Origin of the sequence: Pseudomonas sp. PS02302, assembly GCF_029959585.1 — a bacterium.
Classification (GTDB): domain Bacteria; phylum Pseudomonadota; class Gammaproteobacteria; order Pseudomonadales; family Pseudomonadaceae; genus Chryseomonas; species Chryseomonas aestiva.
Map to the genome: position 1 here is coordinate 85,864 of NZ_JASCON010000007.1, position 15,228 is coordinate 101,091.

Annotated in this window: 14 protein-coding genes and 3 pseudogenes; 7 read left to right on the forward strand and 10 right to left on the reverse strand. The window is 64.7% G+C overall.

Annotated elements, in window-relative coordinates:
- Positions 1–43 precede the first annotated feature (43 nt).
- Positions 44–514: a hypothetical protein gene (locus QMX82_RS04400; protein WP_208694772.1), complete on the forward strand. Its 471-nt coding sequence runs from the start codon at positions 44–46 to the stop codon at positions 512–514.
- 22 nt (positions 515–536) lie between these two features.
- Here QMX82_RS04400 and QMX82_RS04405 read toward each other — a convergent pair whose 3' ends face one another.
- The 4 genes from QMX82_RS04405 to QMX82_RS04420 form a co-directional block, all read right to left on the reverse strand.
- On the reverse strand, positions 537–743 hold the full coding sequence (locus QMX82_RS04405; protein ID WP_282281355.1) for a carbon storage regulator: 207 nt from the start codon (positions 741–743) through the stop codon (positions 537–539).
- A gap of 112 nt (positions 744–855) precedes the next feature.
- Positions 856–1,092, reverse strand: a complete 237-nt coding sequence (locus QMX82_RS04410; protein WP_282281356.1) for a hypothetical protein — start codon at positions 1,090–1,092, stop codon at positions 856–858.
- Between the two features lie 437 nt (positions 1,093–1,529).
- Positions 1,530–2,414 carry a dTDP-4-dehydrorhamnose reductase gene (gene rfbD, locus QMX82_RS04415; protein WP_282281357.1) on the reverse strand — a complete coding sequence of 295 codons (885 nt, stop codon included), beginning with the start codon at positions 2,412–2,414 and terminating at the stop codon, positions 1,530–1,532.
- A 273-nt stretch (positions 2,415–2,687) separates the two neighbouring features.
- Positions 2,688–3,494, reverse strand: a complete 807-nt coding sequence (locus QMX82_RS04420; protein WP_282281358.1) for a sigma-54-dependent transcriptional regulator — start codon at positions 3,492–3,494, stop codon at positions 2,688–2,690.
- A 247-nt stretch (positions 3,495–3,741) separates the two neighbouring features.
- Here QMX82_RS04420 and QMX82_RS04425 point away from each other — a divergent pair, with 247 nt between their 5' ends.
- On the forward strand, positions 3,742–4,134 hold the full coding sequence (locus QMX82_RS04425; RefSeq protein ID WP_282281359.1) for a hypothetical protein: 393 nt from the start codon (positions 3,742–3,744) through the stop codon (positions 4,132–4,134).
- Positions 4,135–4,138: 4 nt separating this feature from the next.
- On the opposite strand, the gene QMX82_RS04430 is transcribed toward QMX82_RS04425, so the two are convergent.
- Entirely contained in the window at positions 4,139–4,927 is a 789-nt protein-coding gene (locus tag QMX82_RS04430; protein WP_282281360.1) for an exodeoxyribonuclease III, read from the reverse strand.
- A gap of 442 nt (positions 4,928–5,369) precedes the next feature.
- Here QMX82_RS04430 and QMX82_RS04435 point away from each other — a divergent pair, with 442 nt between their 5' ends.
- Complete coding sequence (locus QMX82_RS04435; RefSeq protein WP_282281361.1) at positions 5,370–8,060, forward strand: glycoside hydrolase family 5 protein; 2,691 nt, start codon at positions 5,370–5,372, stop codon at positions 8,058–8,060.
- Between the two features lie 224 nt (positions 8,061–8,284).
- The gene (locus tag QMX82_RS04440; RefSeq protein WP_133859395.1) at positions 8,285–8,479 is read left to right on the forward strand and encodes a hypothetical protein; all 195 of its coding nucleotides are present in this window, start codon (positions 8,285–8,287) and stop codon (positions 8,477–8,479) included.
- Between the two features lie 13 nt (positions 8,480–8,492).
- Here the strand turns inward: QMX82_RS04440 and QMX82_RS04445 are convergent, their stop codons facing one another.
- The 4 genes from QMX82_RS04445 to QMX82_RS04460 form a co-directional block, all read right to left on the reverse strand.
- Positions 8,493–8,834 (reverse strand): FKBP-type peptidyl-prolyl cis-trans isomerase, encoded by a 342-nt coding sequence (locus QMX82_RS04445; RefSeq protein ID WP_282281362.1) that lies wholly within the window; start codon positions 8,832–8,834, stop codon positions 8,493–8,495.
- A gap of 55 nt (positions 8,835–8,889) precedes the next feature.
- Positions 8,890–9,750, reverse strand: a complete 861-nt coding sequence (locus QMX82_RS04450; protein WP_282281363.1) for a pirin family protein — start codon at positions 9,748–9,750, stop codon at positions 8,890–8,892.
- A 77-nt stretch (positions 9,751–9,827) separates the two neighbouring features.
- Entirely contained in the window at positions 9,828–10,913 is a 1,086-nt protein-coding gene (locus QMX82_RS04455; RefSeq protein WP_282281364.1) for a sigma-54 interaction domain-containing protein, read from the reverse strand.
- 10 nt (positions 10,914–10,923) lie between these two features.
- Positions 10,924–12,090 carry an acyl-CoA dehydrogenase family protein gene (locus tag QMX82_RS04460; RefSeq protein WP_133859391.1) on the reverse strand — a complete coding sequence of 389 codons (1,167 nt, stop codon included), beginning with the start codon at positions 12,088–12,090 and terminating at the stop codon, positions 10,924–10,926.
- A gap of 301 nt (positions 12,091–12,391) precedes the next feature.
- On the opposite strand from QMX82_RS04460, the pseudogene QMX82_RS25930 reads away from it, so the two are divergent.
- Both QMX82_RS25930 and QMX82_RS25935 read left to right on the forward strand, forming a co-directional pair.
- Positions 12,392–13,078: pseudogene (locus QMX82_RS25930) on the forward strand (PAS domain-containing protein); the annotation flags it as partial.
- Between the two features lie 150 nt (positions 13,079–13,228).
- Positions 13,229–13,618, forward strand: a pseudogene (locus tag QMX82_RS25935) (methyl-accepting chemotaxis protein); the annotation flags it as partial.
- A gap of 57 nt (positions 13,619–13,675) precedes the next feature.
- Here the strand turns inward: QMX82_RS25935 and QMX82_RS04470 are convergent.
- On the reverse strand, positions 13,676–14,920 hold the full coding sequence (locus tag QMX82_RS04470; RefSeq protein ID WP_282281365.1) for an acyl-CoA dehydrogenase family protein: 1,245 nt from the start codon (positions 14,918–14,920) through the stop codon (positions 13,676–13,678).
- A gap of 186 nt (positions 14,921–15,106) precedes the next feature.
- On the opposite strand from QMX82_RS04470, the pseudogene QMX82_RS04475 reads away from it, so the two are divergent.
- Positions 15,107–15,228 (forward strand): annotated as a pseudogene (locus QMX82_RS04475) (MBL fold metallo-hydrolase); the annotation flags it as partial.

Here is a 15,228-nt window from a genome sequence, read left to right on the forward strand (position 1 = left end):
TTGGACGATGGCTTCGGCGCATAACAATAAGAGGAGTCGAGCGATGTTCTACAAGGTCAGCGTGTATTCACGGCCTGAAGATCGTGGGCTGCTGGTGTGGCGGTGGAAGAAGCAGTTTCTCGGTGAGTGGGTGGAGTCGCGTCAGGAATTCGAGGATTGCGACCACTGCGTTCATCACGCCTTGCAGGATGCCAAGGGGCAGAACGTTCACCTCGAAACCGATCGCTGCACCCTCTATCGTTACCGCTTCGAAAGCATGCTGCACCAATATGGCAGCTGCTATTGCCTGAGCGGCGGACGCTCGGCCGAAGCCGTTCTGGACCTCATCGCCCAGATCGAGGAGCGCCACAACGTGATCGTGCTGCGCAATGGCCAGCCGTTCTTCCCCCACTATCGTGCGGATCTGCAGGCCGAAGGGACGCTGGCGCCCGAGCTCTGGCAGGGCGTGGAATGGACGGGGCTGGAAGGGCGCTTCGAGTACGTGCGCAATCGCCATTCGCCCTGGTCCAGCTAGCGCCTGGCGGCTACCGGTCGATCTAGAAGGGCAGCAACTCCTGACGCATGATGTTGATGTCGGCAGGCGCCTGGACGCCTACCTGCACCCGATCGCCCTGCACCTTGAGGATGCGGATATTGATGCCGCCATTGAACAGCAGATCCAGCAGCTGTTCTTCATCGGCGCCTGGCTTGAGGGACAGATTGATGATTTCGTCGGTACGACGGGTCAAGACCAGATAGGACATGAGCATCCCTGCCATGATTTCAGGGCGCCGATGATAACCAGTTCCGCTTCGTGTGAGAATCAGTAGGCAGATTGTTGGTGCTGCGCCTGGGGACTGGTGAGTTCCCGGGCCGCTATCGACGTCCCAGTTGCCAGCGGCGTCCCACGAATCCCAGACCCCCCGAGACCATCACCAGCAGGTTGATGGTATTGGTCGCCCCACTGCCGTGATAGCCCGCGATGATGGCGATCAGAGTGGCCAGGGCCCAGACGGAGATGGCGGCGGCGATGGCGGCGGCCATTTCATTGAAATCAGATGTCCGCGCCGCTTGCGAAGAGGGACGGGAATCGCCTTCGTATTCTTCTGGCATGGGAGGCTCCGGCTGCTGTTCTTGTTGGAGAGTATCGCCATGAAGCTTATCGACTGATGATGAAGGGTCTTGATGGGATTGATAGCGCGATCAGCGATTTTTTCCGCTGAAGGGACAAGAGGCATGGCTGGAGCCCTGAGCGGTCGGGGGAAGAGGTAGTAGCGCCGTTTCGTCTCGGGATGGCCCGCCTGGCGGTCGACAACGGCCGCAGCCGGACTCGGTCGCCCTGGTATTCGAGGTGATCGCCGGGGGATCATCACGAAGATGACCGGATCACTCTCAGGATCCGCCAGGGTCATCCGGGACGGGACAATTGACGGCGTAGCCGAGCCCGCCCGCCAGCGCGAAGAGCGGGAGCGCCAGTGAAAGTACGCGATCCCTCCTGACCTTCGACCTGGGGCGACCCGGCGGACCGCATCCGCCGGGGTCCTGTCCGCTCAGTTCAGCTTTCTGTCGCGCTCGAACAACGCCCAGCAGCGGTCGAAGTCGGCCTGCCAGTGCGGCAAGGCGGTCGGCAGTACCGCCTCGACCTTGCGGCAGTCCAGGCAGGAATAGAGCGGTCGCGTCGCCGGAGTAGGGTAGTGTTCGGTGGTGGTGGGGTAGAGTCGGGCGCGCAGCTCGCCGCGTTGCTGCAAGCGCTCGGCGATGGCGGCGGCGAAGCCGTACCACGAGGTCTGACCCGCATTGGTCAGGTGATAGAGGCCGCCGACGTCACCCTGCTCGAGCAGCCGTTCGACCAACTGGCGCGTGGCCGTGGCGATCGTTGGAGCCCAGGTGGGGGCGCCGAGCTGATCCTCGACTACATGCAGTTCGTCGCGCTCGGCCAGCAACTGGCGCATGGTATTGAAGAAGCACTGGCCGTCATGGGAGTAGACCCAGGAGGTGCGCAGCACCAGCGCGCGACCTCCGGCTGCCAGCACCGCCTCTTCACCGGCCAGCTTGGAGCGGCCATAGGCACTCAGGGGCGCCGGGCTGCAGGTCTCGGTGTAGGGTTGGCGACGGCTACCGTCGAAGACGTAATCGGATGAGTAGTGCACGAAGGGGATATCCCGTTCGCGCGCCAGCTCGGCCAGGATCTGCGGCGCCCGGGCGTTGATGGCCGCGGCGCGCTCGCTGTCCTCTTCAGCCTGGTCCACGGCGGTATAGGCGGCGGCATTGAGGATGAGGTCGGGTTCGAGTCGATCGAATGCCGCCCGCAGTTGCCCGGTCTGGGCGAGGTCCAGATCCGCCTGACCGAGCACGGTCAATTGATGGGTGCTGCCGAACTCGCGCTGCAAGGCGCGCGAAACCTGGCCGGAGCGGCCAGTGATCACAATATTCATGAAACCGTGCCTGAACGCCTACAGCTGCAGGCGTAATCCTAAGTAGTCGATCGCTGAAAAGCCGCGGGCTTTTCCTGCATGAAACAAAACCTGCCGCACGAGGCGACAAATCGAGGTTTCTGGTCACCTTTTTTTGGAAAAAGGTGGCAGCCGCTGGCTATGGCGGAGTGGGCATCGACTGGTTGGACAGGCAGATCATGGTGGGACTCGAGCAAAGTGGTATACGCGGCTAGGACTGCCGTCTGTCGGCGGAGTTCAGCGCGTCTTGGAGGATCAGGGCAGCAGCTTGCCAAGCTGGAGCCCTGACGTCGAGGCAGTCAGCAGGGCGGTATGGAGAACCTGTTCAAGTTCGCGGACGTTTCCTGGCCAGGGATAGGCGAGTAGCGCCGTTTCGTCCTCGGTGGTCAGCTCAGGCGCCCTGCGATCAAGGCGGTCGGCATGCTGCTGGATGAAATGCCGGGCCAGGGGCAGCAGGTCGGCCGGGCGCTCGCGCAGCGGCGGCACCGGCACCAGACCTGGCGCGAGGAGCGCCCAGAGGTGAGCAGAGAAGTTGCCAGCCTCGACCGCCCGTGCCAGGTCCACGCTGGAACCGGCAATCAGGCGGACATCCACGGGCGTGCGCAAGCTGCTCCCCAGGCGCAGGATGCTGCCATCCAGCAGTACCTGCACCAGCTCCTCCTGCAACTCACCAGGCAGGTCGGCGATCTCGTCGAGATAGAGGCTGCCTCCGTGGGCGGTGCCGAACCAGCCCACGCGGCTGCCAGAGGTGCCGGCATAGGCCCGGGGAACATAGCCGAACAATTCGGCAGCACCATGGCGGCGACTGAGCGAGGCGCAATTCAGACTGCTGAACAGCCCGGTCCTGCCGCTGCGTTCATGTAGTCGGCGAGCCAGTAGCTCACGTCCGGTGCCCCATTCGCCCAGGAGCACCACGGGATCGGGCTGCGGCGCCCGCTCATCCAGGTGGTCGAGCAGCTGTCGGGAACGTGGATCGGCGAAGGCCAACGCCTTGGCGCGGATGGTCAGGGTGCTTTGCTGATCCGCAGGAACGATAAGGAGGTCGGGCGAGAGCGTGGGCATGGCTAAGTCGCAGGCAGTCAAAGCACCATCCTAGCCCTTGAATGGTTATGCCAAAAAATAAGCTTTCGCTATGCATTTAGCGCGTTTGGTTATCATTGGGGGGGGTGATTTTGTCTGCCGGCGATAAGCCCAGGAATCCGGGCGTTGGTCAGCGGGTCTGCCCAAAGGCTGGATACAGCTGCCACTATCGCCAGTGTGGAGCGGCCAAAAGGTCGCTTTCGCCCTGACGAAGAGGAATCGAATTCAAATGCCTTCCCTGCGTGCGCCCTGTCCCGCTGGCGTCTGCAACTGCGAGCGTGAAGCCGTGCTGGCGGATCCCGCCGCTGATGCGCGGACGCTACTGCTCAATCGCCAGGAAGAGCAGCGGCTGCTGGAGCGTCTGGAAAACGTCGCCAGCGCTGCAGATCTGCAACGCCTGCAGCAGCGCTTACAGGAGCAGCTCGGTATCCGCCTGCTCATCGAGCCGGGACCCGGAGAGGTGCGCAGCGCACGTGGCATGCTCATCGCGCTGCAGCCACGGCCGGGCCTGTGCCGCAAACTCCATCAGTCGATACCGGCGGCCGTGCGCCGCGGCCTCAACCAGCGTCCGGAAGTGCTCTTTGCACTGCTCAACGCCAATGACCTGCTGCGCGACGCCTGAGCGCTCAGCGAGGTGCCTTGAAGCGGATCCAGGTGGGGGCGTGATCGCTGGTCTTTTGCAGATCGCGTACCCAGCGATGCACCCCGGCTTCCTGCAAGGCGTCCTGCAGCGTCGGACTCAACAACAGATGGTCGATGCGCAGACCCGAATTACGCTGCCAGCGTTGGCGGAAGTAGTCCCAGTAGGTGTAGATCGCCTGATCCGGATGGCAGGCCCGCACGGCGTCCAGCCATCCCTGGCCCAGCAGGCGTTCGAAACAGGCCCGACTCTCGGGTTGCAGCAGGGCGTCCTTGCGCCAGGACGTGGGATCGTAGATGTCCCTATCGGTCGGCACCACGTTGTAGTCACCTGCCAGCACCACGGGATGGCCACTCTCGCGCAGACCCTGGGCATGCTCGATGAGGCGCTCGAACCAGGTCAGCTTGTAGTCGAACTTGGGACCCGGCCAGGGATTGCCGTTGGGTAGATAGAGGCTGGCCACCACCACGCCTTGCACCGCTGCCTCCAGGTAGCGGCGTTGCGGGTCGTCGGCCATTCCCGGCAGGCCCCGGCGAATCTCCAGTGGCTGGTCGTCGCGCGCCAGGATGGCGACCCCGTTCCAAGAGGGCTGACCGTCCCACAGCGCGCCGTATCCCGCGCCTTCCAGTTCCGCCTGGGGAAAGTCGGCGGACTTCGCCTTCAGTTCCTGCAGGCAGACGATGTCGGGCTGCTCGCGCTCCAGCCACTGCAGGAGGATGGGCAGCCGCGCACGAATGCCGTTGACGTTATAGGTCGCAAGGGTAAGGGAGGTCATGGGGGGCTCCGGGAACGGTTATAGCCATGACCCGAGCTATAGGTAGGCAGTTCCTGTTCCAGCACTTTGTGATATGCATCACGTTATTTTGTGACTTACTTTTTTTGGCACCTTCGGGAACTTTTGGGCGGTTGTTCGACAATTGAAGAAATAAATTTGACGGCGGATCCGAGTTGAAGGCCCGGCAACTTCAGCTGAAAGGATTCATCTGTCGGCAGCGATGAACGGTAATTAAATAAAATAGTTATAAATCAGTGATTTGTAATTTTAATGAGTGATGTCCAAATAGTGGCCATCGTTATGAATCATGAAGTTGGCATGTGGCTTGTATAGGTCAAGGTGCCTGGAGGCAACGTTGCGTCAGCCATGACTGCGCGACTCTTCTCTCACTTCATATCGGCCAGTGTTCAGGGAGCGCGCTGTCGATTTAGCGCAGTTGGTGATGATGAATCCATCCTTCCTGAAGTTTTCCCGCAGGGCCGCCCAGCTGCTGCCCTTCGTCGCCGCCCTGACCCTGGCCACTGGTGCCAAGGCCGAGCAGGTCAATCTGGTCGGCCTCAATCTGTCCGGTGCCGGTTTCGCTGGCCAGGTACTGCCGGGCGTCAATGGCACCCACTACATCTTTCCCGTCGAGGCCTACTTCAAGCAGTGGAGTGGCAAGGGCATCAAGCTGATCCGCTTCCCGGTCATCTGGGAGCGCCTGCAACCGGTGCTGGGTGGTCCGCTGGACCCGACCTATGCCGCGCTGGTGGACCAGACCTTCGCCAATGCGCAGAAGTACGGCATGCGCATCATCCTCGACCTGCACAACTACACCTTCTATCGCGGGTCGGTGATCGGCAGCGCGGCGGTGCCCTATGACCGCTACCAGGAGATCATGACCCGGATCGCCCAGCGCTGGAGCAGTCAGCCGTCGCTGTACGCCTACGACATCATGAATGAGCCCCACGACTCCATGGCCCAGTGGCCGATCGCCGCCCAGTACGGCATCAATGGGGTCCGCGCGGTGGACAAGACCAAGCCCATCATGATCGAAGGCAACGGCTGGTCGGAGGCGACCCGCTGGCCGTGGTGGAACGACTCCCTGCTGGCACTCAAGGATCCGTCCGATAACCTGATTTTCCAGGCGCATTCCTATTTCGACGAGAGCGCGGGCGGCAACTACACCGGCATCGATGTCGGCAAGCTGGGCCCGGACTACGGCGTGGAGCGTGTGCGCCCCTTCGTCGAGTGGCTGAAGAAGAACAAGAAGAGGGGCATGATCGGCGAATTCGGCGTGCCGGATAACGATCCCCGCTGGCTGCCGCTGATGGACCGGATGCTGGCCTATCTCAAGCAGAACTGCATTCCTTCGACCTACTGGGCGGCAGGTCCGGGCTGGGGCAACTACTTCCTGTCGGTGGAACCCGTCAACGGCGCCGACAGGCCGCAGTGGCCGACCCTGAAGAAATACATCGATGACAGCAGCTGCACCGCCATCGGCCCGCTTGCCAGCGGCACGGGCAGCACCCCGGCCAGTGGCACCGGTGCCACGGGCGGCTCCAGCGGCTCCACGGGCAGCAGCGGTGGCTCCAGCAGCGGCAATAGCGGTTCGAACAGTGGTAGCAGCCCGAGCACTGGTACCCCCGCGGGCAGCGGCAATAGCGGTGGCTCGACCACGACCGGGGTGACTACCTCGATCAACGATTTCACCAACGAAGACTGGCTGCACGGCGTCTATCGCAAGTCGGCGGGCTTCTCCATTCCGGCGTCGGCCGCGAACGTGGGCGCCTTCAAGGTGGGCGCGCAGCTCACGCCAGCCGATGGCAAAAGCTACAAGGTGACCTATGCCCAGGTCGTCGGCAGCAACATGAGCGTCTTCATCGAGAGCCCGCAGCTCGATGGCAATGCCTATGGTTATCCCAAGACCCTGAAGACCGGCACCACCACCACCTCCGGCACGCCGGCGACGGTACCCGGGACCACGACGGGCAGTACCGGCAGTGCGGGCAGCTCCAGTTCGGGCAGCAACGCGGGCACCAACACGGGCAGCGCGGCTCCGGCCGTGACGGCGCCGGTGGTCGAGGTGAAGCCTGCGACGGGTGCCGGCAGCTCGGGCTCCACGGGCTCCACCACGCCGGCAGCTGGTTCCACGACCACGCCGACGGGATCGAGCGGTACGCCCGCCAACAGTGCCAAGCTCAATCTGGTGGGGCTGAACTTCTCGGGTGCCGCCTTTGCACCTCAGACGCTGCCCGGGGTACTCAACGTCAACTACATCATGCCGGGCGAGGCCAACTTCCAGCAGTGGAGCGCCAAGGGCGTACGGCTGATCCGCTTCCCGGTGATCTGGGAACGTCTGCAAACGCGCTTCTTCGGGAGCCTGGAAGGGGCGTACACCCAGCAGGTCACCCAGGTGCTGGAGCTGGCCAAGAAGTACAACATGAAGGTGATCCTGGCGCTGGACAACGGCGGGCGCTACAAGGGCACCCTGATCGGCACCGGTACCGTTACCAACTTCAACTACTGGGATCTGATGTACCGCCTGGCCTACCAGTGGGGCAACCATGCCGCGCTCTATGGCTATGACATCATGGGCAAGCCCAATGGCGCCGACAGCGGCTGGCCGGTGACGGCGCAGTCCGGCATCGACGGGGTGCGCACCATGGACCGCACCCACCCGGTGATCGTCCAGGGCAATGCCTGGGGTAGCGCGGCCAACTGGCCGGGCGTGAGCAATGCCCTGCTCAATCTGAAGGATCCGGCCAACAACATCATCTACGCGGCCAACGTCTACCTCGATGAGGATGGCAGTGGCAGCTACACCGCACAGAACATGAACAACTTCGATCCGCAGGTGGGGGTCAATCGCGTCAAGCCCTTCGTCGAATGGCTCAAGCGCAACGGCAAGCGGGGCATGATCGCCGAGTTCGGCGTACCGGCAGGCGACAGCCGCTGGCTGGCCGCCACCGACAATCTGCTGGCCTATCTGCAGCAGAACTGCATGCCGCTGACCTATTGGGCGGCCGGCCCGGGCTGGGGAGCTGCCGCCCTGGCGGTGGAGCCGATCAATGGCGTGGAGCGGCCGCAGTGGCCGACCCTGAAGAAGTATGTCGATGCCAGCAACAGCTGCACGGCGGTAGGACCGCGCTAGCCTTCGCTGCGGCTGTCCTGAAGGCGACGACCCTGCCGAGGCTCGTCGCCTTTTTTCTTGATCGATCGGTAAGGAAAAGGGAACTTTTCAGAGGTCACGAACCCGCCTCTGCGAGACGAAACGGCTCTGCATCGGTGGTTTAGGGGACGACGAACGGCTATAGCTCGACTTGTCAGGGGACGGTTAGAGTCCGATTGACATCCCAAGCACAAGGAGTAGGTGCCATGACGCAAACCACCCAGCAACGGTTGCAGAATCTCGAAGAGCAGATCCTCAGTCATCGACAGGATCTGGCCCGGAGCCGACAGAGCTTCCAGGAGCAATTCGTCATCTACACGCGGCAGTTCGCCCGGCTGAGCGTGCTCGAAGCCCAGCTCGAACTGGTGCGCCGCAATACCAAGACCAAGGTACCGAACTGAAGTCGGTCAGGTTTCAATCGTCTCGCGTCAGGACTTCCAGCAATTCGATTTCAAAAGTCAGGTTGGCATGTGGCTTGATCAGCGCGCCGACCTGGCGCTCGCCATAGGCGAGGGCCGCCGGCACCTCCAGGCGCCGCTTGCCGCCCACCCGCATGCCCATCAGTCCCTGATCCCAGCCTTTGATCACCCGGCCGGTGCCAATGACGCACTGGAAGGGCCGGCCCTTGGCGCGCGAAGAATCGAACAGGGTGCCGTCGTCCAGCCAGCCTTCGTAGTGGGTGGTGATCAGGGCGCCCTTGACCACCGCCTTGCCGTCGCCCACCACCTGGTCCTCGATCCGCAATTCGTCACTCATCGCTGTGCTCCCGGCAAAAGCCGGATTCTAGCCTGAGCGCGGCCCTATGGCAGGCTCACTCCGGCACGTCGCCGAACAGGCCCGCCTGATAATCGCGGATTGCCTGGCGGATCTCCTCGGCGCTGTTCATGACGAAGGGGCCGTGGGCGACGATGGGTTCGGCAAAGGGCGCCGCATGGCCATAGAGCAGTACCGCGCCGTCGCGACTGGCGACTTCGAGGTGGTCGCCGTCATCGGCGAATTCGAACAGCTGCCAGGGGGCTTCGTCATGACCAGCGATCTGCAGGGTGCCGCGGACGCCGTAGCAGAACACCGTGGCACCCGCGGGAGCGGGCAGGGTGGCGCGGCCGCCGGGGGCGATCTCGACGGTCATCAGGGTGATGGGCGTCGGCGTCTGCACGGCGCCCTGGACACCCTGGTGAGTGCCGGAGGTGAGTCGGATGCGCACCCGGCCTTCATCCTCTTCGATCAGCGGCATGGCGTCGACAGTGACGCCCTGGTAGGCCGGTGGCGTGAACTTGAGGCGGGCCGGGAGATTGACCCACAGCTGCAGGATCTCCAGGTCGCCGCCATCGCGCTTGAAGGCCGCGGGCGACAGCTCGGCATGCACCAGGCCGCTGCCCGCGGTCATCCACTGGATGCCCCCGGCTTCGATGACGCTTTCGTGGCCGCCGCTGTCGCGGTGGGCCAGCGAACCGGCGAGGATGAAGGTCACCGTCTCGAAACCGCGATGGGGATGAAGACCAAAGGGCAGGCCGGCATTGTGCGGCGGATAGACCTGGGGGCCGTGGTGATTGAGGAACAGGAAGGGGTCCAGATGCGGCAGGCCGGGGCCCGGCAGCGGGCGGCGGGTCTGGAGGTCACCGATGTCGTCACGCCGGGCGGGATGGCGGTGCAGCAGGGTACGGGCGTTCATGCGGGGCCTCGCGGGGGCAAAACCCCAGTGTAAGGGGCACCTCGGCAGGCGGGTACCCCAGGCGTGAAGAGTGCCCTTCAGATGGAGAAGCGCAGCTCGCGTTCCGGCCGGGCCACGAGCGGGCGACGGTGATTGACCACCAGTTCGCCGATGCGGATCAGATGGGCGCGGGTGACGTTGCGACTCAGCCCCAGCAGGCGCGCGGTATGGACCTGGTTGCGGTGGCAGAAGCGATAGGCCGCGCGCACCAGGGCCTCTTCGACGCGCTCGTGCAGGGCCTCCGGTTGCTCTTCGAACAACTGGGCGAAGGCCTCGGTCAGCAGGCTGTCCACCGGCGCTGTTTCGACCGGCCGTGGCGCCGGCAGGACCAGGCTGGGCCGCGGGACAAAGGTCAGGTCGCTGGCTTCCAGCTGGCCCTGGGACTTGAGCAGCAGGGCGTGCTGCAGGGTGTTTTCCAGTTCGCGGATATTGCCCGGCCAGGGGTGTTCCAGCAGACGCCGCTCGGCTGCCGCACTCAGAGAAACAGGCGCCTGGGCATAGGCGTGGAGGAAGTGCCGCGCCAGCGGCAGGATATCGCCCTGGCGCTGGCGCAGCGGCAATAGCGGCAGGCTGACCACATTGAGGCGGTACCAGAGGTCTTCGCGAAAGGAGCCTTCGGCCACCGCCCGGTCCAGCGGGACGTTGGTGGCGGCGATGATCCTTACGTTCAGCGGCAGGCTGCGGCGAGAGCCTAGCCGTACCACCTCGCGCTCCTGCAGGACGCGCAGCAGCTTGACCTGCACCGACAGTGGCAGGTCGCCAATCTCGTCGAGAAACAGAGTGCCGCCGTTGGCTTCCTCGAACCAGCCGGCGCGCGCGGCGAGGGCGCCGGTGAAGGCACCTTTCTCATGGCCGAACAACTCGGCCTCGACCAGACTCTCGGCAAAGGCGCCGCAATTGACGGCGACGAAGGGGCCGGCATGGCGCTGACTCAGCGCATGGATATGCCGCGCGATCAGTTCCTTGCCGGTACCGGTCTCGCCGATCACCAGCACACTGGCGTCGCTCGGTGCGATCTTTTCCAGGTGGGCGAGCAGGTCGCGCGATTTGGGATCGGCGAACACCTGGGCGGTCGCGCGGTAGCGGGGCACCTCGTGCGTGCGCGTCAGGGTCAGCAGGGTCATCGGGGATTCCTCAGGAGTAGAAGCTGGGGGTGGGAAGGGTGTCGTTGAGGGCCCACTCGCCTAGCTCGTGCAACTTGTAGTCGACCGGATCGTGCAGGGTCTGGGTGCGCAGGTTGCGCCAGTAGCGATCCAGGCGCAGCGCACCGGCGGTGGCCCGGGCGCCGCCGACCTCGAACAGGCGGCTGGCGAGATCGAGGCCGTGCCGGCTGGCGGCGACCTTGGCCGTGGCGATGGCGATGGCCAGTTCGCCCCGTGCCGCTGGGGTAAGGGCCGTACCCTGTTGCCACGCCTGGGCGAAGGCGCCGTTGGCGCGCTCGACCAGCAGCCGGCTGCTCTCCAGGGCGACCCAGAACTCGCCGTAGTGGCGCAGGATGTAGGGGTCTTCGCTGGCGCTGGCGGCCGTTGACTTGAACCAGGGGCGCGCCTGGGTGGTGGTGTAGCGGCGCGCCTCGGCGAAGGCGCCTTCGGCCAGGCCGAGAAAGATGTTGGCGAAGATCAGCTGGGCCAGCAGCGGCCGCAGGCAGGCGAAGGGCGTGCTCAGCGGGCCGGGGTCGAGCAGCCATTCCTGCTGTTCGACGCGTACGCCGTCGAAGCGCGCGCTGCCACTGTCGGTCTGGCGCTGGCCGTTGTTGTCCCAGTCGTCGAACAACTGGATGCCGGCGCGCCCGGTAGGCACCACGGCTATCAGCAGGCGTCCGCTGTCATCGTTCTCCAGCGCCGAGAGCAGCAACAGATCCGAGTCCAGGGCACCGCTGCAAAAGCTCTTCTGGCCATCCACCTGCCAGGCATCGCCGCTGCGGCGGGCAAGGGTGCGGCGATCCAGGGGATTGAGCGCGTTCCCCCAGAACAGGGCATCGCGCGCGGTGCTCTCCAGCCAGGGTCGCCATTGCGCAGGCTGGCCGAACAACTGGGCGGTGGCCAGCAGCAGATGATGGAAGCCGAACACGTGGGCCAGGGAGCTGTCGACCCGGGCCAGCCGCCGCACGGCCTCCAGCGTCTGGTCCCAGGCGGCGCCGAGGCCGCCCAGCTCCTCGGGAATGCTCAGGGCCAGGAGACCGCTCTGGCGCAAGGCGTCACGCTCGCTCTTGGGCGTACCGCCCTGGCGATCGCGCTCGGCCGCGGTGATGGCGAAGCGTTCCAGCAGAGGCGTGAGGGGATCCAGCAGGGCATCGGACATGAGGGACTCGTGCGGTGGAGGGGATTGCAGGTGTTAGAACGTAATGCGAGCCAAACCCTTAGTTGAAATATTTTTTTGTTATTAGTTAATGGCGTGGCGCCACCCATCTTGCATTCCGACCGCCTGGTCATCTTTTTTCGCTATCTCATTTAAGCCCTGACTATTGGCTGCCGACACTGAATTAACTCAATCTCCCGACCAGGGGCGTGTCATGTTCAACAAAGGATTAAAACAAGAACTGCAGCGTCTCCGCGAGCAGGTGGATTCCTTCAAGCGACTAAAGGCCGAGCTCGACGTCGAGATGATTGGCCTGGAGCTGGACGGCCAGGGCCGCGTGACCGCGGTGAACGCCAATTTCGAAAAGGAAATGGGCCTGCGCGCCGCGGATCTGCTGGGTCGTCCGCTCCTGGATCTGGTGCCGGGGCATGTCAGAAACCAGGAATACAACCGTCGCCTGCAGCAGTGCCTGAGTCGTGGCGAGCCCTATAGCGGGGCCCTGCATCTCTTGCGCGGCGACGGTAAGGAAGCCTGGTTGAGGGGCATCCTGCACCCGTTCCATGATGGCCAGGGCCAGGTGACGCGCTTCCGACTGTTCTGCAATAACCTGACGAGAACCATCGAGACCTCGCGCGAGCACGAAAGCCTGCTCAAGGCGCTGCGCCGTTCCACGGCGGTCATCGAATTCAACCTCGACGGCGAGGTGCTCGACGCCAACGACAGATTCCTGCAGGCCATGGGTTATTCCCTGGCGCAGATCAAGGGCAAGCACCACCGGCTGTTCTGCGAGGCGGCCGAGGCAAACTCCGAGGCCTATCAGCAATTCTGGGCGCGCCTGCGTCGCGGCGAATTCGTCGTGGATCGCTTCAAGCGCCTGGATGCCCATGGCCGCGATGTCTGGCTGGAAGCCTCCTACAACCCGGTGATCGACGCCCATGAGCGCCTGTACAAGGTGGTCAAGTTCGCCACCGTGATCACCGATCAGGTCCAGCAGGAACAGGCGGTGTCCGAGGCCGCCAGCGTAGCCTTCGAGACCTCCCGGCATACCGACGACACCGCCCGCAAGGGTGCGGCGGTGGCGCAGCAGACGGTGGACGTCATGCGCGCCCTGGCGACCCAGATGCAGGAGGCGGTGAAGGGCATCGAGGCGCTGGACAACCAGTCCCAGGTGATCGGCACTATCATCAAGACCATCAGCGGCATCGCCGAACAGACCAACCTGCTAGCGCTCAATGCCGCCATCGAGGCGGCCCGGGCCGGCGAGCAGGGCCGCGGCTTCGCCGTGGTGGCCGACGAGGTCAGGCAACTGGCCTCGCGCACCAGCAAGGCGACCGAGGAGATCGTCGGGGTGGTACAGCAGAACCAGCAACTGGCCGGCGAAGCCGTGACGGTGATCGAGAACGGCCGGCGTCAGGCCGAGCAGGGCCTGGAGCTGGCGGGGCAGGCCGGGCAGGTGATCGTGGAGATCCAGGATGGCGCCCAGCGGGTGGTCGGCGCCGTGGGGCGCTTCGCCCGCCAGCTGTCGAACTGATCCCGCACGCTGAATGCACAACGGCAACCCCAGGGTTGCCGTTGTGCATTCAGGCGGTCAGCCCTGCTTGCTGCCGCCACCGATCTGCCAGACGAAGGGCGGTTCGCTGCCGTCGATCTCCCAGGCGCCGACGATGCGTTCCTTGTAGATCAGCGGATTGTGCGAGGCCGCGGTGCGGGCATTGCGCCAGTGGCGATCCAGGCCCTTGCTGGCACGGGTCGCCGAGGCCCCCAGCGCATTGAAGAGGTCGCTGGTGGCCTTCAGCACCAGCTCGGCGACCGCCGATTGCGCCTGGGCCGATTCCAGTTCCGCCGCCACGTTGGCGGCGTGCTCGGCGGCGGCATCCCCGGCATAGCGGGCTTCGAAGGCCGCCTGGGCCGCGGTGGCGGCTGCCAGGGTTGCGGCTGCGGCGGCATAGACGAAGGCCGAGGCCTTGCCCACCACCTGCTGCACCTGGGGATCGGTACTGGCCGCGCTGGCGTTGCCATGGCTGTAGACCCGGGTGCGCCCGCGTACTTCCCTCGCGAATTCGCGCACGGCCGCCTGGCCGCTGCCGGTGATCACGGCCAGTAGCACCAGCTGGTAAAAGGCGGTCTGGTATTTGAAGCGGGTGGCGAAGTCGATGAGATTCTCGGGCGCCACGCGGACGTCTTCGAACACCGAGGTGCCGCTGGCGGTGGTGCGCTGGCCGAAGCCGTCCCAGTCGTCGGACTGGCGCACGCCGGGCTGGTCGGTGCGGATGGCGGCGATGACGTCGCCCCCGGTGTCGTCGCGCTGGGCGTAGACGTCGATCCAGTCGGCGAACAGGCTGCCGGTGCTGTAGTACTTGGTGCCGTTGATACGCCACTCACCGTCCTGTTGGCTGACCCGGGTGATGACCTCGCCGAGCTTGACGGTGCCGATCTCGGTCCAGGCGTTGCCCACCAGGTCACCGGCGACGAAGCGCTCGAACCAGACCTGTTGGGAAGCGCTGGCATGGGCATTGAGGCGGTCCTCGACAAAGGCGAAGTGGCCGCGCAGCGCCTGGGGCAGATTGCTGTCGGCGGCTGCCAGTTCGATCAGCAGCCGTACCAGTTGCGGCAGGCTGGCACCGCTGCCGCCGAACTCCACGGGCACCCGCACGGCGCCGAAGCCGGCGTCCTTGAGCCAGGCGACGGGCGCATAGGGCAGGGTGCGCTGGCGCTCGCGTTCCAGGGCGCCTTCGGCGATTCGGGCAAAGAGCGGCCGAAAGCGCGCGGCCAGCTGTTCGTAGTCGGGGCTGGGCGCAGGGGTGGGCGGCAGGTGGCGAGCGGGCAGATTCATGGTGATCCTCGGCGGTTGGAAGGTCGACGCCAGAGGCTTTGCAAGAGCGTTGCCAGGACCTGAAAGGCCGCTTTTCCGGGGTTTGCCGGGCCTGGACTGCCTGGCCGGCAGCAGGAGTGCCTGGCCGCTGTTGCCCGGGCGACAGCGGGTCGGCCACGCTAGACTGGCCTTTTGTCTGGAGCCCCCATGGATCTCTTGTTTCTCGGCACCTCGGCCGGGGTGCCGACCCGGCGGCGCAACGTCTCGGCCCATGCCCTGATAGTGGTCCACGGCAAGGGCTGGTTTCTCGTCGACTGCGGCGCGGCCCC